General features: G+C 73.9%; 28 protein-coding genes and 1 riboswitch. Of the genes, 15 read left to right on the plus strand and 13 right to left on the minus strand.

All coding sequences use genetic code 11. From position 1 onward, the window contains the following. Positions 1 to 752: 752 nt before the first annotated feature. The gene (gene dusB, locus ACZ6Q9_RS27975) at positions 753 to 1925 is read right to left on the minus strand and encodes a tRNA dihydrouridine synthase DusB (RefSeq protein ID WP_396830330.1); all 1173 of its coding nucleotides are present in this window, start codon (positions 1923 to 1925) and stop codon (positions 753 to 755) included. 177 nt (positions 1926 to 2102) lie between these two features. On the opposite strand from dusB, the gene ACZ6Q9_RS27980 reads away from it, so the two are divergent. Next, positions 2103 to 3077, plus strand: a complete 975-nt coding sequence (locus ACZ6Q9_RS27980; protein ID WP_393460902.1) for a type IV toxin-antitoxin system AbiEi family antitoxin domain-containing protein — start codon at positions 2103 to 2105, stop codon at positions 3075 to 3077. Between the two features lie 69 nt (positions 3078 to 3146). Here the strand turns inward: ACZ6Q9_RS27980 and ACZ6Q9_RS27985 are convergent, their stop codons facing one another. The 3 genes from ACZ6Q9_RS27985 to ACZ6Q9_RS27995 form a co-directional block, all read right to left on the minus strand. Continuing rightward, positions 3147 to 4526, minus strand: coding sequence for a glycine--tRNA ligase (locus ACZ6Q9_RS27985; protein WP_393269426.1), 1380 nt, complete (start codon positions 4524 to 4526; stop codon positions 3147 to 3149). A gap of 118 nt (positions 4527 to 4644) precedes the next feature. Beyond that, positions 4645 to 5118, minus strand: coding sequence for an Rv0361 family membrane protein (locus tag ACZ6Q9_RS27990; protein ID WP_393460927.1), 474 nt, complete (start codon positions 5116 to 5118; stop codon positions 4645 to 4647). A 126-nt stretch (positions 5119 to 5244) separates the two neighbouring features. Continuing rightward, entirely contained in the window at positions 5245 to 5586 is a 342-nt protein-coding gene (locus tag ACZ6Q9_RS27995) for an antibiotic biosynthesis monooxygenase family protein (protein ID WP_350710738.1), read from the minus strand. A 26-nt stretch (positions 5587 to 5612) separates the two neighbouring features. On the opposite strand from ACZ6Q9_RS27995, the gene ACZ6Q9_RS28000 reads away from it, so the two are divergent. The 9 genes from ACZ6Q9_RS28000 (at position 5613) to ACZ6Q9_RS28040 (ending at position 11753) form a co-directional block, all read left to right on the plus strand. Continuing rightward, a complete protein-coding gene (locus ACZ6Q9_RS28000; protein WP_393269423.1) occupies positions 5613 to 5870 on the plus strand; it encodes a hypothetical protein in 258 nt (85 codons plus the stop codon). 54 nt (positions 5871 to 5924) lie between these two features. Then, a complete protein-coding gene (locus ACZ6Q9_RS28005; RefSeq protein ID WP_393269420.1) occupies positions 5925 to 6890 on the plus strand; it encodes a metal ABC transporter substrate-binding protein in 966 nt (321 codons plus the stop codon). Beyond that, the gene (locus tag ACZ6Q9_RS28010) at positions 6887 to 7648 is read left to right on the plus strand and encodes a metal ABC transporter ATP-binding protein (protein ID WP_393269418.1); all 762 of its coding nucleotides are present in this window, start codon (positions 6887 to 6889) and stop codon (positions 7646 to 7648) included. The genes ACZ6Q9_RS28005 and ACZ6Q9_RS28010 overlap by 4 nt, the downstream gene beginning before the upstream one ends. A 1-nt stretch (position 7649) precedes the next feature. After that, positions 7650 to 8516: a metal ABC transporter permease gene (locus tag ACZ6Q9_RS28015; protein WP_393269415.1), complete on the plus strand. Its 867-nt coding sequence runs from the start codon at positions 7650 to 7652 to the stop codon at positions 8514 to 8516. Between the two features lie 43 nt (positions 8517 to 8559). Beyond that, positions 8560 to 8859, plus strand: coding sequence for an ArsR/SmtB family transcription factor (locus ACZ6Q9_RS28020; RefSeq protein WP_350710747.1), 300 nt, complete (start codon positions 8560 to 8562; stop codon positions 8857 to 8859). Then, positions 8856 to 9248: a Fur family transcriptional regulator gene (locus ACZ6Q9_RS28025; protein WP_393269413.1), complete on the plus strand. Its 393-nt coding sequence runs from the start codon at positions 8856 to 8858 to the stop codon at positions 9246 to 9248. Before ACZ6Q9_RS28020 ends, ACZ6Q9_RS28025 begins: the two co-directional genes overlap by 4 nt. Before the next feature lie 215 nt (positions 9249 to 9463). Beyond that, on the plus strand, positions 9464 to 10069 hold the full coding sequence (locus ACZ6Q9_RS28030) for a hypothetical protein (RefSeq protein WP_393269410.1): 606 nt from the start codon (positions 9464 to 9466) through the stop codon (positions 10067 to 10069). Positions 10070 to 10207: 138 nt separating this feature from the next. Further along, positions 10208 to 11554, plus strand: coding sequence for an RNA-guided endonuclease InsQ/TnpB family protein (locus ACZ6Q9_RS28035; protein WP_396830372.1), 1347 nt, complete (start codon positions 10208 to 10210; stop codon positions 11552 to 11554). A gap of 31 nt (positions 11555 to 11585) precedes the next feature. Beyond that, positions 11586 to 11753 (plus strand): hypothetical protein, encoded by a 168-nt coding sequence (locus ACZ6Q9_RS28040; protein ID WP_357702753.1) that lies wholly within the window; start codon positions 11586 to 11588, stop codon positions 11751 to 11753. Between the two features lie 54 nt (positions 11754 to 11807). Here ACZ6Q9_RS28040 and ACZ6Q9_RS28045 read toward each other — a convergent pair whose 3' ends face one another. From ACZ6Q9_RS28045 to ACZ6Q9_RS28070, 6 genes are all read right to left on the minus strand, one after another. Continuing rightward, positions 11808 to 13835 (minus strand): acyl-CoA dehydrogenase family protein, encoded by a 2028-nt coding sequence (locus ACZ6Q9_RS28045; protein WP_393269404.1) that lies wholly within the window; start codon positions 13833 to 13835, stop codon positions 11808 to 11810. A gap of 115 nt (positions 13836 to 13950) precedes the next feature. Further along, a complete protein-coding gene (locus ACZ6Q9_RS28050; protein WP_350710755.1) occupies positions 13951 to 14454 on the minus strand; it encodes a DUF6328 family protein in 504 nt (167 codons plus the stop codon). A 131-nt stretch (positions 14455 to 14585) separates the two neighbouring features. After that, the gene (locus ACZ6Q9_RS28055; protein WP_393269401.1) at positions 14586 to 15335 is read right to left on the minus strand and encodes a sugar isomerase domain-containing protein; all 750 of its coding nucleotides are present in this window, start codon (positions 15333 to 15335) and stop codon (positions 14586 to 14588) included. A 72-nt stretch (positions 15336 to 15407) separates the two neighbouring features. Then, on the minus strand, positions 15408 to 16238 hold the full coding sequence (locus tag ACZ6Q9_RS28060) for an alpha/beta fold hydrolase (protein WP_393269399.1): 831 nt from the start codon (positions 16236 to 16238) through the stop codon (positions 15408 to 15410). Positions 16239 to 16267: 29 nt separating this feature from the next. After that, the gene (locus ACZ6Q9_RS28065) at positions 16268 to 17077 is read right to left on the minus strand and encodes a TIGR03943 family putative permease subunit (RefSeq protein WP_393460915.1); all 810 of its coding nucleotides are present in this window, start codon (positions 17075 to 17077) and stop codon (positions 16268 to 16270) included. After that, positions 17074 to 18075: a permease gene (locus ACZ6Q9_RS28070; RefSeq protein ID WP_393269451.1), complete on the minus strand. Its 1002-nt coding sequence runs from the start codon at positions 18073 to 18075 to the stop codon at positions 17074 to 17076. Before ACZ6Q9_RS28070 ends, ACZ6Q9_RS28065 begins: the two co-directional genes overlap by 4 nt. A 199-nt stretch (positions 18076 to 18274) precedes the next feature. After that, a riboswitch (TPP riboswitch) is annotated at positions 18275 to 18380 on the plus strand. 72 nt (positions 18381 to 18452) lie between these two features. Between ACZ6Q9_RS28070 and ACZ6Q9_RS28075 the strand changes: the two genes are divergently transcribed. The 3 genes from ACZ6Q9_RS28075 (at position 18453) to ACZ6Q9_RS28085 (ending at position 21470) form a co-directional block, all read left to right on the plus strand. Next, positions 18453 to 19043 carry an ECF transporter S component gene (locus ACZ6Q9_RS28075; protein ID WP_350710764.1) on the plus strand — a complete coding sequence of 197 codons (591 nt, stop codon included), beginning with the start codon at positions 18453 to 18455 and terminating at the stop codon, positions 19041 to 19043. 110 nt (positions 19044 to 19153) lie between these two features. Next, the gene (locus tag ACZ6Q9_RS28080) at positions 19154 to 20569 is read left to right on the plus strand and encodes an ABC transporter ATP-binding protein (RefSeq protein WP_393269393.1); all 1416 of its coding nucleotides are present in this window, start codon (positions 19154 to 19156) and stop codon (positions 20567 to 20569) included. A 100-nt stretch (positions 20570 to 20669) separates the two neighbouring features. Further along, on the plus strand, positions 20670 to 21470 hold the full coding sequence (locus tag ACZ6Q9_RS28085) for an energy-coupling factor transporter transmembrane component T family protein (RefSeq protein ID WP_393460921.1): 801 nt from the start codon (positions 20670 to 20672) through the stop codon (positions 21468 to 21470). A gap of 106 nt (positions 21471 to 21576) precedes the next feature. Here the strand turns inward: ACZ6Q9_RS28085 and ACZ6Q9_RS28090 are convergent, their stop codons facing one another. Both ACZ6Q9_RS28090 and ACZ6Q9_RS28095 read right to left on the minus strand, forming a co-directional pair. Then, complete coding sequence (locus tag ACZ6Q9_RS28090) at positions 21577 to 22236, minus strand: response regulator (RefSeq protein ID WP_393269387.1); 660 nt, start codon at positions 22234 to 22236, stop codon at positions 21577 to 21579. Then, the gene (locus ACZ6Q9_RS28095) at positions 22233 to 23438 is read right to left on the minus strand and encodes a sensor histidine kinase (RefSeq protein WP_393269385.1); all 1206 of its coding nucleotides are present in this window, start codon (positions 23436 to 23438) and stop codon (positions 22233 to 22235) included. The genes ACZ6Q9_RS28090 and ACZ6Q9_RS28095 overlap by 4 nt, the downstream gene beginning before the upstream one ends. Positions 23439 to 23594: 156 nt before the next feature. On the opposite strand from ACZ6Q9_RS28095, the gene ACZ6Q9_RS28100 reads away from it, so the two are divergent. Beyond that, positions 23595 to 24290 (plus strand): hypothetical protein, encoded by a 696-nt coding sequence (locus ACZ6Q9_RS28100; protein WP_393269383.1) that lies wholly within the window; start codon positions 23595 to 23597, stop codon positions 24288 to 24290. A gap of 199 nt (positions 24291 to 24489) precedes the next feature. Here ACZ6Q9_RS28100 and ACZ6Q9_RS28105 read toward each other — a convergent pair whose 3' ends face one another. Next, positions 24490 to 24732 carry a hypothetical protein gene (locus ACZ6Q9_RS28105; protein ID WP_393269381.1) on the minus strand — a complete coding sequence of 81 codons (243 nt, stop codon included), beginning with the start codon at positions 24730 to 24732 and terminating at the stop codon, positions 24490 to 24492. A 400-nt stretch (positions 24733 to 25132) separates the two neighbouring features. Between ACZ6Q9_RS28105 and gndA the strand changes: the two genes are divergently transcribed. Beyond that, positions 25133 to 26575 carry an NADP-dependent phosphogluconate dehydrogenase gene (gene gndA, locus ACZ6Q9_RS28110; protein ID WP_396830331.1) on the plus strand — a complete coding sequence of 481 codons (1443 nt, stop codon included), beginning with the start codon at positions 25133 to 25135 and terminating at the stop codon, positions 26573 to 26575. Positions 26576 to 26666: the final 91 nt, after the last annotated feature.

The following is a 26666-nucleotide window of genomic DNA, read 5'->3' on the forward strand; positions in this document are numbered from 1 at the left end:
CCGAGGCCCTCGCCGACTGGATCGCCACCCGCGGCTACGCCGCCTGATCCCACCACCACCAACGACAAGGGCCGGCCCCGAACGGGGCCGGCCCTTGTCGTCGTCTCCGTACCGGGCACGCCGGGCACGATCGGCCTCGGCGCAGGCAAGCCGGGCGGCGCAGGCGAGCCGGGCGGCGCAGGCGAGCCGGGCGGCGCAGGCGAGCCGGGCGACGCCGTCCGGCCGCCCTGCCAGCCGCAGAGGCGAGCCGGGCGGCGCAGGCGAGCCGGGCGACGCCGTCCGGCCGCCCTGCCAGCCGCAGAGGCGAGCCGGGCGGCGCAGGCGAGCCGGGCGGCGCAGGCGAGCCGGGCGACGCCGTCCGGCCGCCCTGCCAGCCGCAGACCGGTGCCTCACCGCCGGCTTCGCAGCAACGCACACCGGACGTCGGGGGTGGTGGTGGAACGCTGTCGAGCTGCCCCGTCCATGAGACCAACCGGCGCCCTTCACTGCCCCGTCCGTGCGGGCAGCTCGACAGCGGAACACGGCCGGCAGGCCGGACCTTGTACGCCCAGGCAGACACGGCAGCGCGGTGCCTGACCAGCAGCAGAACTCAGCACAGCCACGACCAACCCTGCTCCGCCCGGTCCGATCAACCGCGCGACCTGGTCCGACCGACCCGATCAACCGCGCGACCTGGTCCGACCGACCCGATCAACCGCGCGACCTGGTCCGACCAGCCCGGCAAGCCGCGCGGCTTTGTCGTACCGGTCCGGTCAGCCGCCGGAGTCGGCCAGCTCGGCGCCCTCGGGCACGGTGTCGTCGTCGCGGCTGGCAAGCCAGCCGTTGGGCAGGAAGACCTTGCCGGGCGAGTTCGTGCGCCCGCGCGGCTGGCCGAGCGTGGCGACCGGGAAGGGCTCGGTCGGGTCGAGCTTGCCGAGCAGGTCGTCGAGCTGGGCCAGGCTCTCGATCATCGCCAGCTCGCGGCGCAGCTCGCTGCCCACCGGGAAGCCCTTGAGGTACCAGGCGACGTGCTTGCGGAAGTCGGTGCAGCCGTCCCGTTCGCCCCGCGCGGGGTTGCGTGCGCCCGCGGTGAACTGGTCGACCAGCAACTCGGCGTGGCGGCGCATGGTCTGCGCGACCTCGCCCAGGCTGGGCAGCCGGCGCTCGGGGCGTCCGTTGAACGCGGCCTCCAGATCGGCGAAGAGCCACGGGCGACCCAGGCAGCCCCGGCCGATCACCACCCCGTCAACGCCGGTGTGCGCCACCATCCGCAGCGCGTCGTCGGCCTCCCAGATGTCGCCGTTGCCGAGCACCGGCACGTCGAGCGCCTGCTTGAGCGTGGCGATGGCGTCCCAGTCGGCGGTGCCCGAGTAGCGCTGCGCCGCCGTACGCCCGTGCAGGGCGACCGCCGCCACGCCGGCGTCCTGCGCGGCGAGGCCCGCCTCGACGTACGTCAGGTGGTCGTCGTCGATGCCCTTGCGCATCTTGACCGTGACCGGCACCCCGGCGGGCGACGCGGCGGCCACCGCGGCCCTGACCAGGCGGGCGAAGAGCCGGCGCCGCCACGGCAGCGCGGATCCGCCGCCCTTGCGGGTGACCTTGGGCACGGGGCAGCCGAAGTTGAGGTCGATGTGGTCGGCGAGGTTCTTCTCGACCACGATCCGCACGGCGGCGGCGGTGATCTCGGGGTCGGTGCCGTAGAGCTGGAGGCTGCGGGGCCGCTCGTTCCCGCCGAAGGCGATCATGCGCAGCGTCTTCGGGTTCCGCTCCACCAGCGCGATGGTGGTGATCATCTCGCAGACGTAGATGCCGCCGCCCTGTTCCCGGCAGAGTTGCCGGAAGCCGACGTTGGTGATGCCCGCCATCGGGGCGAGCACCACCGGCGGCCACACCTGGTGCCGCCCGAGGGTCAGCGGGCGCAGTGCGGGAACGATCGGCGCGGTCACCGCACAAGTGTAAGGAAGGGCCCCCTCCTATCGTCTGGTGCAGAGGAGGGGTCCCCTGCTAACACGACGCATATCACAGTCGGGGCGACGTCGGGCGTTCTCCACAGCGGGCAGCGCCGTCCACAGACCGATCGATCGGGCGGGACACGGGATCGTCCTGCACCCATGCTGCGCCTCATGCGTGAGCAGCCACCCGAACTCGCCGACGCGGCGGAGCGACAGCAGCAGATCGTCACCCGGGCCCAACTGCTGGCCGCGGGCTTCGACGACATGTACCTGTACCGCCAGACCCGGCGCAGCCAGTGGCAGCGCGTGCTGCCCGGCACGTACGCCCTGGTCACCGGCACCCTGACCGACGAGCAGCGACGGATCGCGGCGGCGCTCTACGCCGGGCCGGAGGCACAGCTCACGGGGCTCGCCGCGCTGATCTGGTACGGCTTCCGGCAGAGCCCGCGCACCGACGACGTACACCTGATCGTGCCGCACCACGCACGGCGCAGCTCGGCGGGATTCGCCCGGGTCGCGCGGGCCCTCGCCCTGGACGCCAAGGCCCGGCAGGCGTCGGTCTACCGGGTGTGCTCGCCGGCGCGGGCGGTCGTGGACGCGGCCCGCGACCTGCGCCACCTACGTCCGGTACGCGCGATTGTCGCCGAGGCCGTGCAGCGTGGGTTCACCGATCTCGCCCGGCTGGACGAGGAGATCGGCCGGGCCCGGCGCAGCCGGACCGCGCTGGTCAGGAAGGCGTTCTCCGAGGTTGTCCACGGCGTCCGGTCGGCGCCGGAGGCGGAGTTGCGGGAGTGTCTGACCAGCAGTCCGGTGTTGCCGGAGATCCGGTGGAATCCGCGCCTGACCGCCGGCAACGGCACGTCGCTGCCGACCCCCGACGGATATCTCGCCGACTCGGCGGTGGCGCTGGAGGTCGACTCGCAGGAGTACCACTTCAGCCCCGGTGACTGGGCGCGAACGCTCGACCGGCACAACGAACTGAGCCGGCACGGCATCCTGATCCTGCATTTCACCCCGGCGCAGATCCGTCGCGACCCGGCGCGAGTCCGCCGCACCGTGGAGGATGCGTACGAATCCCGGCGCGGCCTCGGCGCCGCGAACCGGGTCCGCGTCCAGCCTGTTGACGTGCCAGGTAACGACGGGTGAGCGCTCCGGGATGTTAGGAAGGGGCCCCTCCTCTACTGAAAACGTTAAGAAGGGGCCCTTCCTTACACCTCAGCAGCCGGGGAGGCGCTCGATCAGGTAGCGCTCGACCTGGTCCAGGGAGATGCGCTCCTGGGCCATGGTGTCCCGGTTCCGCACGGTCACCGCGTTGTCGTCCAGGGTGTCGAAGTCGACCGTCACGCAGAACGGCGTGCCGATCTCGTCCTGGCGACGGTAGCGGCGGCCGATCGCCTGCGAGTCGTCGAACTCCACCACCCAGCGCTTGCGCAGGTCCGCGGCAAGGCCCTTCGCCTTGGGCGAGAGCGCCTCGTTGCGCGACAGCGGCAGCACCGCCACCTTGACCGGGGCCAGCCGCGGGTCGAACCGCATCACCGTGCGCTTGTCCACGCCGCCCTTGGTGTTCGGCGCCTCGTCCTCGTCGTACGCCTCGAGCAGGAAGGCCAGCACCGCCCGGGTGAGGCCGGCGGCCGGCTCGATGACGTACGGCACCCAGCGCTCCTGCTTCGTCTGGTCGAAGTAGGACAGGTCGACGCCGGAGTGCTTGCTGTGCGTGGACAGGTCGAAGTCGGTGCGGTTGGCGATGCCCTCCAACTCCGCGAACTCCGTGCCGCCGAACTGGAAGCGGTACTCGATGTCGACGGTGCGCTTCGAGTAGTGGGAGAGCTTCTCCTTGGGGTGCTCGTAGAAGCGCAGGTTGGCCTCCGACAGGCCCAGGTCGAGGTACCAGTTCCAGCGCTCCTGGAGCCAGTACTCGTGCCACTGCTCGTCGGAGCCCGGCTCGACGAAGAACTCCATCTCCATCTGCTCGAACTCGCGGGTGCGGAAGATGAAGTTGCCCGGGGTGATCTCGTTGCGGAACGACTTGCCGGTCTGCGCGATGCCGAACGGCGGCTTCTTGCGGGCGACCGTCTCGACGTTCTTGTAGTTGACGAAGATGCCCTGCGCGGTCTCCGGGCGCAGGTAGTGCATGCCCTCTTCGCTCTCCACCGGGCCCAGGAAGGTCTTCATCAGACCGTTGAACATCTTCGGCTCGGTGAAGGTGCCCTTGTTGCCGCAGTTCGGGCAGTTCAGCTCGGTCAGCGAGGCCGGCGGCTTGCCGTGCTTGGCCTCGTACGCCTCTTCGAGGTGGTCGGCCCGGAACCGCTTGTGGCAGGACTGACACTCGGTCAGCGGGTCGACGAAGGCGTCGAGGTGGCCGGAGGCGGCCCAGACGTCCCGGGCCAGGATGACGGCGGAGTCGAGGCCGACCACGTCGTCGCGCTGCTGGACCATGGTCTTCCACCACTGCCGGCGGACGTTCTCCTTCAGCTCCACGCCGAGCGGACCGTAGTCCCACGCCGACCGGGTGCCTCCGTAGATCTCGCTGGAGGGGAAGACGAAGCCTCGGCGCTTGGCGAGGCTGACGACGGCGTCGATACGGTCGGCTGGCATGTTTTTTCCTCCTACGCCGACTGGCGGTCGGCGGGGACGCGGTGAAGGACGGAACGAGCAGTTCGGGACAACGGTACGACCAGCACCAGCCCGAGCCCAGGAGAATACCGGGGGCGGGTCAGTTGACCCCGCACACCTCCATGCCGCCGGTCTGCCGGTCCTGCCCCAGGACGACCTCCTGCCGGTCCTGCCGGCCGCCGGTGTAGGTCACGTCCACCGGCACGGTCAGGGTGGTGGTGTCCACGTCGCCCACCCGGAAGGCGGCGATCTGCGGCTCGGCGGCGACCCGGCGCTCGAACTCCCGCCGCGACTCGCGCCGCTGCGCGTCGTCGCAGAGCTGGTCGTACGCGGCACCGTACTTCCGCTCGACCAGCGCCTGGTAGTAGTCGGTGGAGACGGTGCGCCCCTGCTCCCGCACGGCCTGCACCCCGGTCACCGCCAGGCCCACCACGGCAGCGCCGCCGCCACCGCAGCAGAGCAGCACGGCGAGCGCCCCGGCGCCCAGCCCGAGCCAGAGCCGGGTGTTGCGCCCCTCGGTGGGCGGCGCCGCGAACGGCGGGGCCACCCCGGGGCCGGGCGGCGGGGCGGGCACGCCCGGATCCGCCGGCGGGCCGGGCACGACGGGCGGCTGCGCCCCCTCCTGGCCGGGCAGCGAAGAGTACGGCGGTGGTGCCGCCGATCCGGGAGCGGTCATGAGAGCAATCTAGTGCCCGCGGGCTCAGCGGTACGGACCAGCGGCCCGATCGCTGGCCGCCACGACCACGTCCCCGCCCGGCGCCGCGGTGGCGAGCGCCTCGTACGCGGACGGCTCGTCGACCGACTCGGCGAGCAGCGGCACTGCCGTGACCTTGACGTCGAAGCCGCCCAGGGCACGCCGGTAGGTGCCGACGGACTCCCACTCGGTGACCAGGCACCAGTGGCGCGGGTCGTCCAGCGCCCGGACGAGCTGCCCGCGCAGGTAACCGGGACGGGCCGCGAGCGCGGCGAGGGCGGCGTGCGCCCGCTCGGTGAAGTCGTCGGCGACATCGACGTCCACCACGAACCGGTTCGTCACCAGCACGGGTTCCTCCTCGTAGAGTCTGTGGGATGCAGCGTACGCAGAGCCCCCTGCCGGCCCGGTTGGCGCGGGCGAACCCGACGACGGTGTTCCTGGTCACCCTGGTGCTGGCGCTGGTCGCGTTCTTCACCCCCGGGGTGGTGGGCGGGCTGCTCACCCTGCTGCTCGCCGCGGCCGTCGCCGCGCTGCTGGTCACCACCTGGTCGGTGCAGACGGCGCCGACCCGGGTGATCCGGCTGCTGGCGCTCACCCTGCTGGTCACCGCGGGCCTGGTGAAGCTGCTCTGACATGCAAGCATGCGTTTTTGACAATCATTGTCGTTGTCGCGGAGAGTTCATGTCATGAACATCCGCTCCGCCCCGCGCACCCTGGCCGCCGCCACCACCGCCCTGCTCGCCCTCGGTGGCGTCGCGGCCTGCTCCGACGACGCGGCCGGCACCGACCCGCAGCGGGTCGACGTGGTGGCCGCCTTCTACCCGCTGCAGTTCCTCGCCGAGCGGATCGGCGGCGACGCGGTGAAGGTGACCAACCTGGCCAAGCCCGGGGCCGAGCCGCACGACCTGGAGCTCAACCCGGGGCAGGTCGGCGACGTCAGCCAGGCGGAGCTGGTCGTCTACCTGAAGGGCTTCCAGCCGAACGTGGACGAGGCCGTCGAGCAGAACGCCGGGGAGCGCGCGTTCGACGTGGCCACCGTGCAGCCGCTGCGCGACGCGGCGGCCGGCGGGCACGACCACGACCACGGGCACGAGGGCGAGGCCGCCGGGGAGCCCCACGCCGAGGAGGAGGGCGGCGGCAAGGACCCGCACCTCTGGCTCGACCCGACCCGCCTGGCCACGGTGGGCGACAAGCTCGCCGAGCGGCTGGGCCAGGCCGACCCGGAGCGCGCCGCCGACTACACCGCCCGCGCCGCGACGCTGCGCACCGAGCTGGCGAAGCTGGACGCCGACTTCACCGCCGGCCTGAAGACCTGCCAGCGGCGGGAGATCGTGGTCAGCCACACCGCGTTCGGCTACCTGACCGAGCGCTACCAGCTCGAGCAGATCGGCATCACCGGGCTGAGCCCGGAGAACGAGCCGTCCCCGCAGCGCCTCGCCGAGGTGATCGAGGAGGCCCGGGAGCACAAGGCCACGACGATCTTCTTCGAGACGCTGGTGAGCCCGAAGGTGGCCCAGACCATCGCCGACCAGGTCGGCGCGAAGACCGCGGTACTGGACCCGCTGGAAGGGCTGTCGACCGACGGCGGCGACTACCTTTCGGTGATGCGCACCAACCTGCAGACCCTCAGGACGGCGTTGAGCTGCTCGTGACATCCCCAGTCATCACCGTCACGCACGGGGTGGTCGGCTACGACGGCCGCCCCGTGCTGCGTGACGTCTCCCTGACCGTGACCGCCGGCGAGGTGGTCGCGGTGCTCGGCGCCAACGGCTCCGGCAAGTCCACCCTGATCCGCGCCGTGCTCGGCCTGGTGCCGCTCAGCTCCGGGTCGGTCACCCTCTTCGACCGCCCGTTGCGCCGGTTCCGGCAGTGGCACCGCGTCGGGTACGTCCCGCAGCGCCTCGGTGCCGGCGGCGGCGTACCGGCCACCGTCCGTGAGGTGGTGGCCTCCGGCCGGCTGGCCCGCCGGGGCGTCCTGCGCCCGCCCGGGCGCGCCGACCGGGCCGCCGTCGACGCGGCGCTGGCGGCGGTCGGGCTCGCCGACCGGGCCCGCGACCCGGTCGCCACGCTCTCCGGCGGGCAGCAGCAGCGCACCCTGATCGCCCGGGCGCTGGCCGGCCAGCCGGAGCTGCTCGTCCTCGACGAGCCGACCGCCGGGGTGGACGCGGCCAGCCAGGAGGCGTTCGCCGGGGCGCTGCACGACTTCGTGGGCGGCGGCGGCACGGTGCTGCTGGTGGCCCACGAGCTCGGGCCGCTGCGGCCGCTGATCAGCCGGGCGGTCGTCGTACACCAGGGTGGGATCTGCCACGACGGCGTGGTGCCCGAACCCGCCGGCCACCACGCGGAGCCCGACCACGACCACGTGCACCCGCACGGTCCCGACGAGCCCGCCGGGCTGTGGAGCCGCTGAGATGGAACTCTTCCAGTACCCCTACATGCAGCGCGCCCTGATCGGCGCGCTGGTCATCGGCCTGGCGGCGCCGGCGCTCGGCATCTACCTGGTGCAGCGGCGGCTCGCGCTGATCGGCGACGGGGTCGGGCACGTGGCGCTCACCGGCGTCGGCGCGGGCCTGCTGCTCAACCGCTCCCCGGTGCTCGTCGCGGTGGTCGTGGCAACCGTCGGCGCGATCACCATCGAGCTGGTTCGCGCCCGGGGGCGCACCTCCGGCGACCTGGCCTTGGCCCTGCTCTTCTACGGCGGCATCGCCGGCGGCGTGATGCTGGTCGGGCTCTCCGACAGCACGAGCGCCAACCTCAACGCCTACCTGTTCGGGTCGCTGACCACGATCTCGCCGGGGGACCTGATCACCATCGCGGTGCTCGGCGCGGCGATCCTGGTCGCCATGCTGGCCCTGCGCCCGGCCCTGTTCGCGGTCTGCCACGACGAGGAGTACGCCCGGGTCTCCGGGCTGCCGGTGCGCACGCTCAACATGCTGCTCGCGGTGGCCACCGCGGTCACCGTGACGATCGCCATGCGGGCCGTCGGCGTGCTGCTGATCAGCGCGCTGATGGTGGTGCCGGTGGCCACCGCGCAGCAGGTGACCCGGGGGTTCCGCAGCACGATGGCGGCGGCGATGGCGCTCGGCCTCTTCGCCGCCGGCTCGGGGGTCTGGGTGGCGGCGAACGCCGACACCGCTCCCGGCGCGTCGGTGGTGCTGATGGCGATCGCCTCGTTCGGGGTGGTCGCGCTCCTCGGCGCGGCCTGGCGGGTGCTGCGCCGGCGGCGCACCCCGGCCGCCGCGCCCGCGCCCGAGCCGCACGAGGTCGTGCTCCGCTGAGCCTGGTCAACGACACGCCGATGGGATTGGTTACCGTTACGGGGTGACCAGCGGATCAGGCTACGATGCCTTCGAGGGGGCGAGCGAGCTGCTGCGTGCCCTGTCGGCACCGATCCGGCTGGCCATCGTCAGCGAGCTCGCCGAGGGCGAACGCTGCGTGCACGAGCTGGTGGACAAGCTCGGCGCCGCGCAGCCGTTGGTCTCCCAGCACCTGCGGGTGCTGCGGGGCGCCGGCGTGGTGCGCGGCTCGCGACGGGGGCGCGAGATCGCGTACGCCCTGGTCGACGAGCACGTCGCGCACATCGTGGCCGACGCGGTCAGCCACGCCGGGGAGGGGTCATGACGGGTTCGGCGGTCCGCAACACCCGGCAGCGCTCGGCGGTCAGCGCGCTGCTCGCCGAGATGGAGGGCTTCCACAGCGCGCAGGAGCTGCACGCGATGCTGCGCGAGCGCGGCGAGCGGGTCGGGCTGACCACGGTCTACCGCACCCTCCAGGGGCTCGCCGACACGGGCGAGATCGACGTGATGCGCCCGCCGGGCGGCGAGCACCTCTACCGCCGGTGCAGCGAGGGGCACCACCACCACCTGGTCTGCCGCAGCTGCGGCCGCACCGTGGAGGTGGCCGGGCCGACGGTGGAGAGCTGGGCGGAGCGGGTGGCCGCGCAGCACGGCTACGCCGACGTCAGCCACACCCTGGAGATCTTCGGCACCTGCCCGGCCTGCGCCCGCTGAGACCCGCCACGACGGGTCAGCCGGACACCAGGCGCAGCCCGGCCTGCCGGCGGCTGGTCAGACTGTCCAGGAACCGTGCGCGATCCGCACCGTCCGGGCCGTGCGCGAAGCGGTCGACTGGGCGAGGGAGAAGCCGTAGCGGGCCGGACGGGCACGGCGGTGCCGGCCGTCCGCGACAGATGCCCGGAGCGGTCGCGCGTGGCACGCTGTCCGGCGTGAAGATCTACGCCGATCGCTTCCCGACCGCCGTCCGACAGTTGATCACCGACCTGCTCGTCCTCGCCTGGGTGTACGGCGCGGTCCGCGGCGCGCTGTGGCTGCACGACCTCGTCCAGAAGCTCGCCGTACCCGGCCAAAAGCTGGAGGGGGCCGGCGGCGGCCTGGCTGACAACCTGGCCGAGGCGGGCGGCAAGGTCGGCCGGGTGCCGCTGGTGGGCGACGAGCTGACCGCGCCGTTCGAGCGGGCCGCCGGCGCCGCCCGGTCGCTGGCCGAGGCCGGACGGGACCAGCAGGAGCTGGTCGACCAGCTCGCCCTCGCGCTGGCCGTCGCCGTACTGGTCTTCCCGCTCGGCCTGGTGCTCTTCGGCTGGCTGCCGCTGCGGGTGCGCTGGATGCGCCGGGCCGCCTCGGCGGCCAGGCTGGCCGCCGTGCCCGCCGGCCGGGACCTGCTCGCCCTGCGGGCGTTGGCCACCCAGCCGCTCGGGCGGCTGACCCGGATCGCGCCCGACGTGGCCGAGGCGTGGCGGCGCGGCGACGACGCCACCGTCGACGCGCTCGCCGCACTGGAGCTGCGCCAACTCGGCCTGCGGGCCGGCCGCTAAGGCGGTGTCCACCAACCTTCGCAGGGTTCGTCGGCGGTGAGATTGTCGTACCGGTGGTGTTGGCTTTGATTCGTGCCTCGTCGTCGGGATCCCGCCGCGCTGCCAGTGGTGTATCGCACCGCTCGTGTTGCGGTGCGGGTGACGCCTGGGCAGCGGCGGCGGTGTTTCGGGTTGCTGCGCTCGGCTGGTGACGTGTGGGCGTGTGTGTTGGAGGTCAACGCCTGGCGGCGCCGCCACCACGCCCCACCGTTGACGGGCTATCAGGAGTTGTGTCGGGAGTTGTCGGCGTCCGGGCCGGGCACGTTCGCCGAGTTGGACACGACCGGGGCGCGGTCGGTGTTGCGGCGGTTCTCGGATGCGTGGTTCGCGGCGGCGAAACGCCGCAAGGCCGGTGACGCATCGGCGGGGTTCCCGCGTCGGCGGCGGGGGCTGGTGCCGGTGCGCTGGTACCACGGCACGTTCACCCTCGACGGCCACCGCGTGCGCATCCCCACCGCGAAGGGCACGCCGGGGTTGTGGGTGCGCCTGGCCCGTCAGGTGCCGTATCCGGTCGAGCAGGTCCGCTCGATCACCCTGCTGTGTGAGGGCGGCCGCCTGTTCCTCGACGTCACCGCCGAAGTCCCGATCACGGTGTATCCAGCGGGTGAGGGGCCGGACCCTGCCAGGGTGGCGGGCGTGGACGTGGGGATCATCCACCCGTACGCCGTCGCCGGCCCCGGCGGGGAGGCGCTGTTGGTGTCGGGGCGGGCGATCCGCGCCGAGCATCGCATGCACCTGGCCGACACCAAAGCCCGCCAACATGCCGTCGCCCGCCGGGCACCGAAACCGGGCCAGCGCGGGTCGCGGCGGTGGCGCCAGTACCGGGCCCGCACTCGGGTGGTGGAGGGTCGGCATCGGCGGCGGGTGCGACAGGCCCAACACGAGGCCGCCCGCACCGTCGTCGGCTGGGCGGTCGGTCAGCGGGTGGGGGTGTTGCACGTCGGTGATCCACGCGGGGTCCTGGACCTGCCGGCGGGGCGGCGACACAACCTGCGGCTACGGCAGTGGCAGATCGGGCGCCTCCTGCAGATCCTCACCGACAAGGCCACCCTCGCCGGCATCACCGTCCACCTCGTCAACGAACGCGGCACGTCCTCCACCTGCCCCACCTGCCACCGGATACCGAAGCCGCGTGGGCGGACCCTGACCTGCCTGCACTGCCAGTTCTCGGGCCACCGTGACCTCGTCGCGGCGGCCAGCATCGCCACCCGCACCCCGGGCGGCGGACCCACCACCCCCACATCACCTGTAGTGCTGCCCGGGGTGGTCACGCACCGTCGAGTCGGCCGGCACCTCCCCGGCGCCGGCCGGTCCCGGCGTGACCCCCGCCGCCCACCCGGGCGGCGCGAGGGCCCAGTTGGCCCGCGGTGGCCCGCCCCACCAACCAGTGGGGAGTCGCTCGCCCACACGGCGAGGATCCACAACACACCACCGGACTCCTGGTGAACGTTGGTGGACACCGCACTAAGGTCGTCGGGTGTTCTACTTCCTGGTCGTCATCGCCATCCTGCTGCTCGGCTACGCCGCCGTGCTGGTCAACTTCGTCCGCAAGGGCCGCAAGATCCCGCCGGCCGCGTACCTGGGGTTGGCCGTGCTCAACGGGCTGCTCCTCGCGGCGATCCTGGCCTGGGCCGTCGCGAGCTGACCCGCCGGCTGCCGGGCTGGTCGGACACCGGCCCGGCACCCGGGCGGGCCGGTGTCACGCCGAGGGCGGGATGCGGCGGCGGACGTCGGGGGCGGCGGACGGGCCGGGCGACCAGCGCGCCACCCAGGGCAGGTCGTCGGCCGGGGTGACCACCCCCTCCTCCAGGCCGGCGTAGCGCCCGGCCAGGATCCGCTTCGCGGCGGCCGTGTCAACCGAGTCGGTGTTGTCCCACAGGGCGGTGAAGAGCGCGTCGACCCGGACCCGGGCCTGCCGGCAGAACAGGTCGGCCAGCTCGACGTTCTCCGGCCGGGTGTCCCGCTCGGCGTAGGCGCGCACGCAGACGGCGGACATCGCGAACAGCTCCGCGCCGATGTCCACCACCCGGCCGAGGAACGCCTGCTTGCGCTCCATCTTCCCCTGCCACCGGGACATCGCGTAGAACGTCGACCGGGCCAGCTTGCGCGAGGCGCGCTCGACCTGCCGCAGGTGGCCGGCGAGCGGGCCGAACTCGCCGTACGCCGACGGGCGCTGGCCCTTGCCTACGGCCAGGGTGGGCAGCCACTTCGCGTAGAAGACGCCGGCCCGCGCGCCGGCCTTCGCCTTGCGGCCGAGCCCGGCGTCCGGGTCGATGATGTCGCCGGCGACGGACAGGTGCGCGTCGACCGCCTCGCGGGCGATCAGCAGGTGCATGATCTCGGTCGAGCCCTCGAAGATCCGGTTGATCCGCAGGTCGCGCAGCAGCTGCTCGACCGCGGCCGGGCGCTCGCCCCGCGCCGCCAGCGAGTCGGCCGTCTCGTAGCCGCGACCGCCCCGGATCTGGATCAGCTCGTCGGCGATCCTCCAGGCCATCTCGCTGGCGTAGAGCTTGACCAGCGCCGCCTCGATCCGGATGTCGTTGCGGTCGTCGTCGGCCAGCAGGCAGCACAGGTCGAGCATGGTCTCCATGCCGTACGTCGTCGCGGCGACGAAGGAGAGCTTCTGGGCCACCGCCTCGTGCTCGCCGACGGGCCGGCCCCACTGCACCCGGTCGGCGGCCCACTCCCGGGCCACGTTCAACGCCCACTTGCCGGCGCCCACACACATGGCCGGCAGCGACAGCCGCCCGGTGTTCAGGGTGGTCAGCGCGATCTTCAGGCCCTTGCCCTCGCCGCCGATGACGTTCTCGTTCGGCACGAAGACGTCGTGGAAGCGGGTGAGGCTGTTCTCCAGGCCGCGCAGGCCGATGAAGGCGTTGCGCCGCTCGATCGTGATGCCCTCGGCGTCGCCCTCGACGACGAAGGCGGTGATCCCGCCACGCCGCCCCTCGGCGGCGGGGACCCGGGCCATCACCACGAGCAGGGTGGCGACGGTGCCGTTGGTGGCCCAGAGCTTCACCCCGTTGAGCCGGTAGCCGGTGCCGTCGGGGGTCGGCTCGGCGGTGGTGGCCAGCCGGGCCGGGTCGGAGCCGACGTCCGGCTCGGTGAGCAGGAACGCGGACACCTCGCCGGCGGCGAGGCGGGGCAGGAAGCGCTGCTTCTGCTCGGCGGTGCCGAACATCTTCAGCGGCTGCGGCACCCCGATGGACTGGTGTGCCGACAGCAGCGCACCGATCGCCGGGCTGACCGAGCCGGCCAGCATGAGCGCGCGGCAGTAGTGCAGGTTGCTCAGCCCGAGCCCGCCGTACGACCGGTCGACCTTCATGCCGAACGCGCCGAGCCGGGCCAGACCGTGGAACACGTCGTCCGGGATGGACGCGTCCCGTTCGATTGCCGCCCCGTCCACCTCGGAGGTGAGGAACTCGCGGAACCGGCCGAGGAACTCGTCGGCCCGGGCGACGTCCGCCGCGTCCGGGCGCGGCCAGGGGTCGATCAGGTCGAGTCGGAGGCGGCCGAGGAAGAGTTCCTTGCCGAAGCTGGGTCGGTCCCACGAGGACTCGCGGGCCGCCTCGGCGACCTGGCGGGCCTCCTTCTCGGAGACCTGCCCCGCCTCCTTCGGCAGCGGCCCGGCCGCGCCGGCCGTCGGCACGCCTTCGGTGTCCTTCGCCGCGGGCTGGTCGGCGCCGGATCCGTCCGGCGTGGGTCGGCTGTTCTGCGTCGTGGTCACGGCTGCCCCCTCGAACCTCGGTCCGGCTGCGTCGACGTGCTCGACAAACAGCACGCTACCCCCGGGTGTTACCCAGGGGTAGCGTTCGGTGAAGATCGAGTTTCGTCGACCCGGGTCAGTCGCCGGGTAGGTGTCGGGGGTCGTCGTCCTCGTCGTCGATGTCGTCCTCGCCCCAGTTGCGCCGGGCGAACGGCAGGAACACCCAGAAGGTGAGGAACCAGATCGCCGTGGCGCCGCTGAGCAGCAGGGCGACGCCCCGGTCCAGCACGAAGTCGGTGATCAGCAGCACCGCGCTGACCATCGAGATCAGCATGAAGGCGAGGCCGGCGCTGGCCATCCGGTGGGCGAACCGGACCAGCTCCGGCTTGCGGCCCTGCCGGAACAGCGCGCGGTGGAACGCCACCGGGGAAATGATCATCGCGGTCGCGGCGGCGGCCGCGAGCAACGAGACGATGTAGACGTCCTTCTGGAAACCGCTCGTCCTGGTGAACCCGTTGCTGAACGGCAGGGTCAGCAGGAAGGCGAAGAGGATCTGCACGCCGGTCTGCGCGACCCGCAGCTCCTGCAACAGGTCGGCGAAGTTGCGCTGCCAGCGCTGCCGCTCGGTTTCCTTGGACACGGGCTACCTCCGGTCAGACGGTACTGCCGACGGGGTTCGCCCGTCGGCAGCAACGCTGATGCCCCACCGACGGAGCCGCGAAACCGTCTCACGTCGCCCGCGCGAGCCCGGCACACGCCGGCCCGCTCCGCTCAGGAGCCGCGGCGGATCCGGCCGGCGTACCGGGCCTCCAGGGCGTTGTTGTGCTCGTCGCCGCCGGCGATGTTGGCCGACAGGTAGACCGGAGGCCGCTCCCCCGCGGCGAGCAGCCGGGCCACCACCTCGACCGTGATCTGCTGCGCCAGCAGCGCCGCCGTGATCGACGAGACCGCGCCGACCGCACCGCCGCCGGGCAGCGGCAGCGTCGCGTCGCCGTACGGGGCGCCGTTGTCGAGCACCACGTCGGCGACGTCGGCGAGCTTGCGCCCCGACGGGTGGCGCGAGGTCATCTGCCCGGAGTGCTGCGCCGAGGTGATCGCGACCAGCCCGTGCCCCTTCTCCTTGACCAGGGACGCGAACTCCACCATCGCGCCGTTGACGCCGGAGTTGGAGGCCAGCACGAAGACGTCCCCGGGGCTGACGGGGGCCAGCTCGTAGAGGCGGTGCGCCACCGACGGATCGCGTTCGAGCAGCGGCCCGAGCACGTCGGCCGGCGCGCCGCCGACCAGCACCAGGTCCCGCAGGGCGATCCGGTTGGTGGGCACCAGCCCGCCGGCCCGGCCCGCGATCTCCATCGCCAGCGCCTCCGAGTGGCCCGTGCCGAACGCGTGGACCACCCCGTCGGCGCGCACCGCGTCGGCGATCAGGTCGGCGGCCCGCCCCACCGCCTCGCGCTGGCTCGTGGCCACCCGCTGCATCGTCTCGGTCACCACGGCCAGGTAGTCCTCGGCGCTCACCGTCATGTCTCTCCTCCGTCCATGTCGTACGTCCGTCGGGAACGCCCGGCCACTCCCGGCGGGGCGAGGCCGCACCGGTCAGGCCGGGCCCAGCACCCGGGCCAGGATCGCCTCGGCCAGCGGGGCGGGTGCCTCGTCGGGGATCCAGTGGCTCACCCCGGGCAGCTCGACGAAGCGGTAGTCGGCGCTCACGTGGCCGGCGCACGCCTCGGCCGCGGTCCGGCCGATCGCGATGTCGCGGTCGCTCCACACGAAGGTGGTCGGCACCGGCACCGGCCCGGTGGCCGCCATGTCCCGCCGGGACATCGCCCGGTACCAGTTCAGCGCCGCCGTCAGCGCGCCGGGTTCGCGCATCGGGTCCGCGTACGCGGCCACCCGCTCGTCGTCGCCGACCCCGTGCAGCATCCGGCGCAGCCCGGTCGCGCCCAGCGCCAGCAGCGCCCTCTCCGCCCTGCCCGGCTTGCGGAACAGCACGATGTACGCCGAGCGCGCCTTCTGCCCCGGGTCCTCGGCCAGCGCGTGCGCCATCGCGGCGGGGTGCGGCACGGAGACCGCGGTCAGCGTCCGGACCCGCTCCGGGTGGCGGGCGGCCAGGTCCCAGGCCACCACCGCGCCCCAGTCGTGCCCCACGAGGTGCGCCGCGTCGACGCCCAGCGCGTCCAGCACGGCCACCGCGTCGGCCACCAGCTCCGGCATCCGGTACGCCTCGACCGCCTCGGGCCGCGCGCCCGGCGAGTAGCCGCGCTGGTCCGGCGCGTAGGTGCGCAGGCCGGCGGCGTGCAGCGGCGGGACGACGTCGTCCCACTCCCCGCCGTGCTGTGGAAAGCCGTGCAGCAGCAGGACGGGCGCGCCGCCCTCGGGACCGCCGACGCGTACGTCGAACGTGAGCCCCCGCGCCTCGATCCGCATGATCGCCAGCCTACCCAGGGCGGGCGGGGTCACTCGTACTGGCGTTTGGGGGTGGGCACCTGCCGCCAGGACTCCACGTCGAGGTAGGGGATCTCGGCGTCGTTGACCGGGTCCCGGGCGATCCGGTCGCTGTAGCGGCCGGTCACCTCGATCCAGGTGTCGTCGGCGAGCCCTTCGGGGGCGGCGCCGGTCAGGCCCAGCTTGACCGGCCGCCCGTCGGCCGCGCAGCAGGAGAGCACCATCCGGGCCAGGAGCGGTCGGCCGTCGGGGCCGGTGGTGACGAAACCGGTCAGCCGGACCCGTCGCCCGCCGAGCGACGCGCCCCGGTCGAACAGCGCCCGCGAGGCGTAGTCGAGCACGCTGACCTGCGCCGGATCGCCGTCGGGCAGGGGCGGGTAGTCGGACGGCTGTTGCCGAGCGGAGAGCGCGGTGCCGGCCTGCCCGGCCGCGTACGAGCCGAGGGCGGGCGGGGCGACCAGGAGCAGACCCAGCGCCGGCAGGATCAGCAACCAGCCGATCCGCGGCTCGTGGTGGCCGTGCCCGTGGTCGGCGGCCTCGTCCCGGCCGGCGCGCTCGTGCTCGCCGTCGGCGCGCTCGTGGTCCCCGCCGGCGCGCTCGTGCTCGCCGTCGGCGGTCGGGGACGCGGCGGGGCGCCGGAGGGCGGGACGCAGCTCGTACCAGAGGGTCATGACCGCGGCGACGACCAGCAGCAGGCCCGCGGCGACCAAAAAGGGGCGCAGCCCCTCCTTGACGTAGCGCAGGTAGAGGTCGGTGAGGCTGGCCCGGACCACGGCGCCCCCGAGCAGCAGCAGGACGACGGCCTGCGCCTGCCGGTTCACAGCAGCACCGCCCCGGTCGCGGCGGCAACCGCGACGGCCACCGCGAAGGTGGCCGGGGCGAACCGCAGCGCGAACCGCCGGCCGAAGACGCCGGTCTGCATCGCGATGAGCTTGAGGTCGACCATCGGCCCCACCACCAGGAAGACCAGGCGGGCGGTCAGCGAGAACTGCGACAGCGAGGCGGCCACGAAGGCGTCGGCCTCCGAGCAGAGGGAGAGCAGCACCGCGAGCACGGCCAGCGCGAGCACCGAGAGCACCGGGTCCTCGGCGAGCGTCTGCAACCAGCGCTCGGGCACGACGACGTTGATGGTGGCGGCGGCCGCCGCGCCGACCACCAGGAACCCGCCGGCGTGGGTGACGTCGTGCCGGACCGCCGCCCAGAACGCCCGCCCGCGCGGGCCGTCGTCCAGCTCCGGCCGGCGCGGCAGCCGGATCCAGTCGGCCCGGCCGAGGCGCAGCCACAGCCACCCCATCACCATCGCGACGACCAGGCTCGCGACGCCGCGGCCGAGGACCATCTCCGGGTCGTCGGGGAAGGCCACCGCGGTGGCGGTGAGCACGATCGGGTTGATGGCCGGGGCGGCGAGCAGGAAGGCCAGCGCGGCGGCCGGGGTGACCCCGCGCCGGATCAGCGACCCGGCGATCGGCACGGACCCGCACTCGCAGCCGGGCAGCACCACGCCGGCCGCGCTCGCCACGGGCACCGCGAGCGCGGGGTGCCGGGGCAGCGCCCGGGCCCAGAACGACCGGGGCACGAAGACCGCGATCACGGCGGAGAGGACCACCCCGAAGACCAGGAACGGCACCGCCTGCACCATGACCGAGACGAAGACGGTGGTCCAGGTCTGCAGCCAGGGCGCGGACAGGGCCCCGGCGAGCGGCTCACGGAACACGACCAGCAGGACCAGCAGGACCGCGAGCGCCTCGACCGACCCGAACCGCCAGGCGCTCCCGCCGCCGCCCGCCGGCTCCTGCGGGGGCACGCCCGGCGCGGCCACACCGACCGACCCCGGGGCGCGCCCATCCGGCACGGAGCGGTCAACCTCGGATGTCACGTGGTTTCCTCCGCCGATTCCGCCAGTGGCCGCCCGAGCGTACCGGCCGGAACCGACGAGATCGAGCGAACTCGCTGGTGACCAGCGAAAAGATCACTTTGCCCGATGATCTTCAAAGGTGTTAGCGTCGGCGCGACAACTTCACATCCGACAGGGGAGCGCACAGCGCTGAGAGTGCGGGCACCGCCCGCAGACCCTCGAACCTGATCTGGGTAATGCCAGCGCAGGGAGTTCGGTCGACCTCCAGCCGCGCCGCCGTCCGGGCACACCGGGCGCGGCGTGCGTCTTCTCCTGGTTCGCGTTCAGGACTGGGAGCAATCATGCGAGACAACACGACCACCCGGTGGCGCACACTCGACGTCGTCATCGCCGCGGTGATCGCGGTGGCGTTCGGCGTCATCTTCTGGGCCTGGGGCCTGCTGTGGCGGGCCGTCGACCCGGCGTTCGCGTTCTTCCCGGCCGGCCAGGCGATCATGTACGGCGTCTGGCTGGTCCCGGCCGTACTCGGCGGCCTGGTGATCCGCAAGCCCGGCGCGGCGCTCTTCTGCGAGGCGGTGGCGGCGACGGTCTCCGCGCTGCTCGGCTCGGAGTGGGGCGGCATCACCATCGTCCAGGGCCTCATCCAGGGGCTCGGCGCCGAGGTGGCCTTCGCCGCGTTCCGGTACCGCTCGTTCCGGCTGCCCACCGCGCTGCTCGCCGGGGCGCTGACCGGCCTCGGCGCGGCGCTGTTCGACTTCTTCGTCTGGAACGTCGACTACGCGCTCGGCAGCTACCGGGTCCCGTACGCCCTGCTCACCGTCGTCAGCGCCGCCGCCGTCGCCGGCGCCGGCGGCTGGGCCCTCACCCGCGCCCTGGCGGGCACCGGCGTCCTGGACCGCTTCCCCGCCGGCCGCGAACGCGCCGCCGTCTGACCCGCACCACCGGAATCGGGGTTGATCATGAGGTGGACGGCGACGTGGATCTCCGTGGGTGCCGCCAACCTCATGGTCGACGCCCGCGCGCGGGCCGGAAGGGGGACGGCGTGGGGGCGGTGACACTGCGGGGGTTCGGGTGGCGGCACGCCGGGCGCCGGGCGTGGGCCGTGCGCGGGGTGGACCTGCGCGTCGAGGCCGGCGAGCGGGTGCTGCTGCTCGGGCCGTCGGGCGCCGGCAAGAGCACCCTGCTCGCCGCGCTGGCCGGGCTGCTGCCCGAGGACTCGGGCGAACAGGAGGGCACCGTCGAGGTCGACGGGCTCGACCCCCGCAAGGGCCGGGACCGGGTCGGCATCGTCTTCCAGGACCCGGAGACCCAGCTCGTGATGGCCCGCAGCGGCGACGACGTGGCGTTCGGGCTGGAGAACCGGGGGGTCCCCGCCGGGGAGATCTGGCCCCGCGTCGACGAGGCGCTGGCCCGGGTCGGCTTCCCGTACCACCGGGACCGGCCCACCGCGGCCCTCTCCGGCGGCGAGCAGCAACGCCTCGCCCTGGCGGGGGTGCTGGCCCTGCGGCCCGGGCTGCTGCTGCTCGACGAACCGACCGCCAACCTGGACCCGACCGGCGCCGCGCTCGTCCGCGCGGCGGTGGCCGGCGCGCTGGACGCCGACACCACCCTGATCCTGGTCGAGCACCGGGTCGCCGAGGCGCTGCCGCTGGTCGACCGGGTGGTGGTGCTCGAACCGGGCGGCGGCGTCCGCGCGGACGGCACGCCCCAGGCCGTCTTCGGCGCCCACGGCGACGCGCTCGCCGCCGCGGGCGTCTGGGTGCCCGGCCGGCCCGTGCCGCCCCGCCACGCCACCGCGCCGGCCGGCGACCTGCTGCTCACCGCCGACCGGCTCGGCCTGCCGCCCCGGCTGGCCGCCGTCGACCTGGCGGTACGCGCCGGCGAGGCGCTCGCCGTGCTCGGCCCGAACGGGGCCGGGAAGTCGACCCTCGCGCTGCTGCTCGGCGGGCTGCTCAAGCCGGGAGCCGGCCGGGTCGTGGCGACGGCGGCACTGGCCGGCTCCGACGCCCGCACTCCCCCGCACCGCTGGCGCGCCCCGGCGCTGGCCCGGCGGATCGGCTCGGTCTTCCAGGACCCGGAGCACCAGTTCGTCGCCACCACCGTCTTCGACGAGCTGGCCCTCGGCCCGCGCCGCACCGGCCAGCCCGAGACGGCGGTCCGGTCCACCGTGGACGACCTGCTGTCCCGGCTGCGGTTGACGAAGCTCGCCGCGGCCAACCCGTACACCCTGTCGGGTGGGGAGGCGCGGCGACTGAGCGTGGCGACGGCCCTGGCCACCGCGCCCCGCCTGCTCGTCTGCGACGAACCCACCTTCGGCCAGGACCGGCGGACCTGGCTGGAGCTGGTGAACCTCTTCGCCGAACTGCGCGACGCCGGGCACGGCCTGGTCGCCGTCACCCACGACCCGGAGTTCGTGGCCGCTCTGGCGGACCGGCGCGTCACCCTGGAGCGGCCGTGACCAGCTCGCACAACGCGCCGGCCGCGCACCCGCGGCGTCGCCGGACCATGACCGGTCCGGCGCCGGCCGCACGCCGCGCCCGTCCCGTCCCGGAGCGGCCGTGATCACCCTCGAACCGGTCGCCGCCCCCGACGCGCCGCTGGCCCGGCGCAACCCGGTGGCCAAGCTCGCCGCGGCGCTGGTGTTCTCGTTCATCCTCGTCGCCACCCTGGACCCGGTGGCCCCGGCGATCGCCATCGCCGTCGAGCTGGCCGTGCTGCCGCTGTTCGGGGTCCGCTTCCGGGTGCTGGCCCGGCGGGCCGGGCCGCTGCTGGTCGGCGCGGTCGGCATCGTGGTGACGCTGGTGCTCTTCGCGGCCGAGCGCTCCGGCCGGGTGCTGGTCGAGGCCGGCCCCGCGGTGGTCACCTCCGGGGTGCTGCTCACCGCGCTCGGCCTGGTGCTGCGCATGTTCGCCGTGGCACTGCCCGGCGTGATCGTGTTCGCCACCACCGACCCCACCGACCTGGCGGACGCCCTGATCCAGAACGCGAAGGCGCCAGCCCGGTTCGCCATCGGGGCGTTGGCGGCGTTCCGGCTGGTGCCGCTGCTCGGGCAGGAGTGGCAGATGATCGCCATGGCCCGCCGCGCCCGCGGGGTGGCGGCGGGACGCAACCCGCTGGCGAAGCTGCGACTGTTCGCCTCCACCGCCTTCGCGCTGCTGGTCGGGGCGATCCGCCGGGGCACCCGGTTGGCCGTGGCGATGGACGCCCGCGGCTTCGACGCCGGCACCCCGCGTACGGTCGCCCGACGGCAACGCTTCGTCGCCGCCGACGGGCTGCTGATCGCCGGGGCGGCGCTGCTGGCCGGCGCGGCGCTGGCGGTCAGCGTCCTGGCGGGAACCTTCCGGCCACTGATCGGCTGACCGCCACGGCGGCTGTCGGCGCCACGTCCGGCGGTCGCCGCCGCCACGATTGCGGCGGTCGCCGCCGCCACGAGTCCGGCGGCCGAGGCCCGGCGGTCGCCTCGCCCTACCGGCGCCGGAGCTGGGCCACGCCGGTCTGGTACGCCAGCACGACGGCCTGCACCCGGTCGCGCACCCCGAGCTTGGCGAAGATGCGGTTGACGTGCGTCTTCACCGTCGCCTCGCCGAGGAAGAGCTGGTGGGCGATCTCCCGGTTGGACAGGCCGTCCGCCATCATCCGCAGCACCTCCGTCTCCCGGGCGGTCAGTTCCGCCAGGCCTGGGCTGCCCGCGGTCGCCGCCGGCGCCGTCGCCGTGTAGTGGTCGATCAGCCTGCGGGTGATCGACGGGGACAGCAGCGCGTCGCCACGCGCGGCGGCCTGCAGGGCGCCCGCGAGATCCTTCGGCGGGGTGGTCTTGAGCATGAACCCGGACGCGCCGGCCCGCAGCGCCCGGTAGACGTACTCGTCGAGGTCGAAGGTGGTCAGCACGATGATCCGGATGTCGGCGCACTCCGCCAGGATCCGTTCCGTCGCGGCGATGCCGTCCAGCCGCGGCATGTGGATGTCCATCAGGACGACGTCGGGCTTGAGGCGTGCCGCGAGCAGCACGGCGTCCTCGCCGTCGGCCGCGTCGGCGACCACCTCGATGTCGGGCTGCGTGCCGAGGATCATCCGGAGTCCACCGCGGACGAGGGCCTCGTCGTCGGCGATGAGCACCCGGGTCACGCCGTCGTGCCCGTCGGGGAGAGCGCGGGCGCCGAGCCGTCGAGACCCAACGGAAGCTCCACGCGGACCTCGAAGCCGCCCTGCTCGCGCGGGCCCGTGGTGACCGTGCCGCCGAACAGACCGGCCCGTTCCCGGATGCCGGTCAACCCGTGGCCCGTGCCGACGCCACGGCGGGCGGTGCCGGGCCCGTCGTCCACGACGTGCAGCCGGAGGCGGGCGTCGGCCACGTCGACCGAGACGGCAACGGTAGCGCCCGGGGCGTGCCGGGCGGCGTTCGTCAGGGCCTCCTGGAGGATCCGGTAGGCGCTGACGTCGGCGGCGACCGGGACCAGGTCGAGGTCGCCCGTGACGGTGACCTCGACCCGGCCGCCGGTGACGCGTACCGCGGTGGTCAACGCGTCGAGCTGTCGCAGCGAGGGCAGCGCCTCCGGCGCCGGTTCCGAGCCGCGCAAAATGACCAGCAGCCGGCGCAGTTCGGTGACGACGTCGCGCCCCACCTCCTGCACCGCCTCCAGTGACTCGCGGGCCTGGCGCGGGTCCGAGTCGAGCACGGCCTCGGCCGCGCCGGCTTGCAGCACCATCGCGGAGACGCCGTGCGAGACGATGTCGTGCAGTTCCCGGGCCACCCGCAGCCGCTCGTCGGTCCGCGCGGCTGCCTCCCGCTCGGCGGCGAGGGCGACCAGGCGTACCGCCTGCGCGCGGCGCATCCGGACCGCGTAGCCGGGGCCCAGCACCGCGAGCCCCACGAACACGATGAACACCCAGTCCGAGTCGCCGGCGGCCGTGTTCTCGATGCCGAGTGCGGCGAAGTAGCTAACCGTGGCGACGGTCGGCGCGGCGCGTCCCCCGACGGCGATGCAGCCGAAGCAGGCGAGGACCAGCGCCAGCAGCGGCACGACCGGCCACTCCGGGAGGACGGGCGTGAAGCTCTGCGCGGTGAAGCAGGCGCCGGCGAGGACGGCCGCCGCTCGCGGGTACGTCGTACAGGCCGCGACCGCGAGGCCGTAGCCGACGAGCAGCACGGTGAGCGCGGCGAGCCAGCCGGCGGGCAGCGCCGCGAGGTCGGGACCCTCGCCTTCGACGTAGCCGGCGATCGGAACGTACAGCTCGGCCAGGCCGAACCCGAACAGCGCGAGACCGGCGACGGTGGCGACGACGAGACCCCGCGGGAGACGTCGGTTGTCGGGGACGGCGGCTGACATGGTGCGAAGGGTATCGGCGGCGAGCGTGGCCGGGCGTCCACCCACGGGTGTAGAAGGCCAGACGGAGGCTCCACCTTCGGCTCAACCCGTCGGCCGACGATCGGCCCCGGGGCCGGCTCCTAGCGTCCACCACACACTTCTCGATGGGAGACCACGATGGATGACAGGACCGGGCAACGGTACGGCCGGCGGCTGACGGCGGTCGCGCTGGCTGCGGCCGGCGTTCTCTACGGCGTCGCGAACGCGTTCTACTGGGTGATGTTCCCCGACGACGTGTCCGAGACCGCCGGCAACGTGGCGTTGGCCGCCGGGCACCTCGGCGCGTGGCGGGTGGAGACCGTCCTGTTCGCCCTGACGCACCTGCTGCTCGTACCGGCGATGGCCGGCCTGGCCGTGACGCTCGGGCGGCGCAAGCCGCTGGTCGCCACGATCGGCGGCGGCATCACCCTGCTCGGGCTCTACTTCTCCACCGTCCACCTCTGGCACTACAACGCCTTCTTCGGGGCCCTCGCCGGCGCCGGCGTCGACGCCGACGCCGCCCGACCGGTCGTCGACGCCCTCGACAACGACCCGTTCGTGATGGCGTCGTTCGCCACATGGCTGCTGGGCTGGATGATCGGTCTTCTGGTGCTGGCCTTCGGGACCTGGCGCGCGGGCATGGTGTCGCTGTGGGTGCCGCTCGTCCTCACCGGCGGGCAGGTCCTCGACTTCGTCAGCGAGGGCGCCCCGCTCAAGATCGTGGTGAGCGTGCTGATGGCGGCCGGGCTGTCCAGCCTGGCGGTCGGCGTGAACCGGGATCGTCCGGCCGAGGCGACGGACCGGACGGAGGCGCCGGTGGCCACGCGCTCCTGACCCGGGCCGGGGGCCGGGCGGGGTCGCGGCGTCAGCCGCGGCCCCGCCCTGGCGTCCCGGGCCCGCCCCTTCGTCGGGCCGCGCCAGCCTCGACAGCAGGGCCGGGCGCGACGCCTGCGGAGGTGCTGCCGGGTGGCCGCGGCCGACGCAGACTCCGCTTGCCGGTCCCTGGGCGACGGGCTGGCGGAGGTGCCGCCCGTCAGCTGCGCCGGAAGGCGTACCGGCGGGCCTGGGGTGCCTGCTGGCTCCGGCCCCCGGGGTTGCGGGCCCCGGAACCCCTGACGGGCGGACCGGCCTTCGTCGACGGCGCCGCCGCCGGCAACGCCGGGACCGACGCCGGGGCGAGGCCGATCGCGTCCACCTCGATCGGCGTCAGGTCCGCGACGGTCGGCTTCGGCGTGACGGTGGTACGGGACTTCTTCGGGTTGCGCTTGGCTGGCATCCGGGCCTCCTCGTTCTGCGGGCCGTCCCGTCGTCGGACGGGGCGGGCCGCCGGTCGGTGACCGTCGCGCGACGGTCGGGCGGAATCGGGACTGCTCCCCGGGTGCGACCACGAAGGACACCGCCGCCTCGGCGACAGGGTGGGAATGCGGACGCCCGGGAGCACGCGGACCCACGGCAGCAGGGCGGCGGGCCGGCTCGGAGATGGGGCGTCAGTTGCGCATGCCCACACGCTAACCCCACCGCAGGCCGCGCGCATCCGAATTACCGGCACGATCGGCATGGCCGACCGCGAGCGCACCGCGACCGGTGGAGACGGGCTGCCGAACACCACACCGCGCCCGCCACCCGCCGCGATACGGTCACAGCGGCAGGCGTGGACGGCGGAAGGCGGCGGACGGATGGCCGAGCAGGCGACGGCGCGGATCGGCGTGACCGGGCTGGCGGTGATGGGCCGCAACCTGGCCCGGAACCTGGCCCGCAACGGCTTCACCGTGGCGCTGCACAACCGCTCGCCGGAGCGCACCCGGAGCCTGGTCGCGGAGCACGGCGACGAGGGGACCTTCCTCCCCGCCGAGTCGATGGCGGACTTCGTCGCCTCGCTGGAGCGGCCGAGGGCGGTGATCGTGATGGTCAAGGCGGGCGGGCCCACCGACGCCGTGATCGACGAACTGGTGCCACTGCTCGACTCCGGCGACATCGTCGTGGACTGCGGCAACGCGCACTTCGCCGACACCCGCCGGCGGGAGGAGGCGCTGCGGGCCCACGGGCTGCACTTCGTCGGCACCGGCGTCTCCGGCGGCGAGGAGGGTGCGCTGCGCGGCCCGAGCATCATGCCCGGCGGGTCGGCGGAGTCCTACCGCACGCTCGGCCCGATCTTCGAGAGGATCGCCGCGCAGGTGGACGGGGTGCCGTGCTGCCGGCACATCGGGCCGGACGGCGCCGGGCACTTCGTCAAGATGGTGCACAACGGCATCGAGTACGCCGACATGCAGCTCATCGCCGAGGCGTACGACCTGCTGCGGGCGGGGCTGGGCGCGGAGCCGGCGGAGATCGCGGAGATCTTCCGCAACTGGAACTCCGGCGAGCTGGAGTCCTTCCTCATCGAGATCACCGGGGACGTGCTGGCGCACACCGACGCGGCCACCGGGCGGGCGTTCGTGGACGTCGTGCTGGACCGCGCCGAGCAGAAGGGCACCGGCCGCTGGACGGTGCAGAGCGCCCTCGACCTGGGCATCCCCATCACCGGCATCGCCGAGGCGACGTTCGCCCGGTCGCTGTCCGGGCACGCCGACCAGCGGGCGGCGGCGCGCGGGGCGTTCCCGGACGCGGGCGACACGTGGCAGGTCGGCGACCGGGAGACCTTCGTCGAGGACGTCCGCCGCGCGCTGCTCGCCTCCAAGATCGTCGCGTACGCGCAGGGCTTCGACCACATCCGGGCCGGCTCGCAGGAGTACGACTGGGGCATCGACCTGGGCGGCACTGCGACGATCTGGCGGGGCGGCTGCATCATCCGCGCCCGCTTCCTCGACCGCATCCGGCAGGCGTACGACGAGCGGCCGGAGCTGCCGACGCTGCTGGTCGCGCCGTGGTTCGCGGACACCGTCAACGACGGCGTGCCGAGCTGGCGCAGGGTGGTTGCCGACGCGGCCCGGGCCGGGGTGCCGGCGCCCGCGTTCGCCTCGTCGCTGGCGTACTTCGACGCGCTGCGCGCCGAGCGCCTCCCGGCGGCGCTGATCCAGGGGCTGCGGGACAACTTCGGCGCGCACACCTACCACCGGGTGGACCGCGACGGCACCTTCCACACCCTCTGGTCCGCCGACCGCTCCGAAATCCAGGCCTAACCCACCCCACCCCCCTCCCCCGCCCCCGAGCCCCCACCCCTCGACCCCGGCGATCTTGCACTTTCTGCCCAGGCGAATCATCCCGAAAGCC

This window comes from Micromonospora sp. NPDC049139 (assembly GCF_055586845.1).

Excerpts from the sequence above, each read along its gene's own strand:
- ACZ6Q9_RS28005 (WP_393269420.1), top strand. The coding sequence starts at position 5,925 with ATGAACATCCGCTCCGCCCCGCGCACCCTGGCCGCCGCCACCACCGCC.
- gndA (WP_396830331.1), top strand. The coding sequence starts at position 25,133 with ATGGCCGAGCAGGCGACGGCGCGGATCGGCGTGACCGGGCTGGCGGTG.
- ACZ6Q9_RS28095 (WP_393269385.1), bottom strand. The coding sequence starts at position 23,438 with ATGTCAGCCGCCGTCCCCGACAACCGACGTCTCCCGCGGGGTCTCGTC.
- ACZ6Q9_RS28000 (WP_393269423.1), top strand. The coding sequence starts at position 5,613 with ATGCAGCGTACGCAGAGCCCCCTGCCGGCCCGGTTGGCGCGGGCGAAC.
- ACZ6Q9_RS28015 (WP_393269415.1), top strand. The coding sequence starts at position 7,650 with ATGGAACTCTTCCAGTACCCCTACATGCAGCGCGCCCTGATCGGCGCG.
- ACZ6Q9_RS28100 (WP_393269383.1), top strand. The coding sequence starts at position 23,595 with ATGGATGACAGGACCGGGCAACGGTACGGCCGGCGGCTGACGGCGGTC.
- ACZ6Q9_RS27985 (WP_393269426.1), bottom strand. The coding sequence starts at position 4,526 with ATGCCAGCCGACCGTATCGACGCCGTCGTCAGCCTCGCCAAGCGCCGA.
- ACZ6Q9_RS28075 (WP_350710764.1), top strand. The coding sequence starts at position 18,453 with ATGCGAGACAACACGACCACCCGGTGGCGCACACTCGACGTCGTCATC.
- ACZ6Q9_RS27980 (WP_393460902.1), top strand. The coding sequence starts at position 2,103 with ATGCGTGAGCAGCCACCCGAACTCGCCGACGCGGCGGAGCGACAGCAG.
- ACZ6Q9_RS28025 (WP_393269413.1), top strand. The coding sequence starts at position 8,856 with ATGACGGGTTCGGCGGTCCGCAACACCCGGCAGCGCTCGGCGGTCAGC.
- ACZ6Q9_RS28105 (WP_393269381.1), bottom strand. The coding sequence starts at position 24,732 with ATGCCAGCCAAGCGCAACCCGAAGAAGTCCCGTACCACCGTCACGCCG.
- ACZ6Q9_RS28060 (WP_393269399.1), bottom strand. The coding sequence starts at position 16,238 with ATGCGGATCGAGGCGCGGGGGCTCACGTTCGACGTACGCGTCGGCGGT.
- ACZ6Q9_RS28055 (WP_393269401.1), bottom strand. The coding sequence starts at position 15,335 with ATGACGGTGAGCGCCGAGGACTACCTGGCCGTGGTGACCGAGACGATG.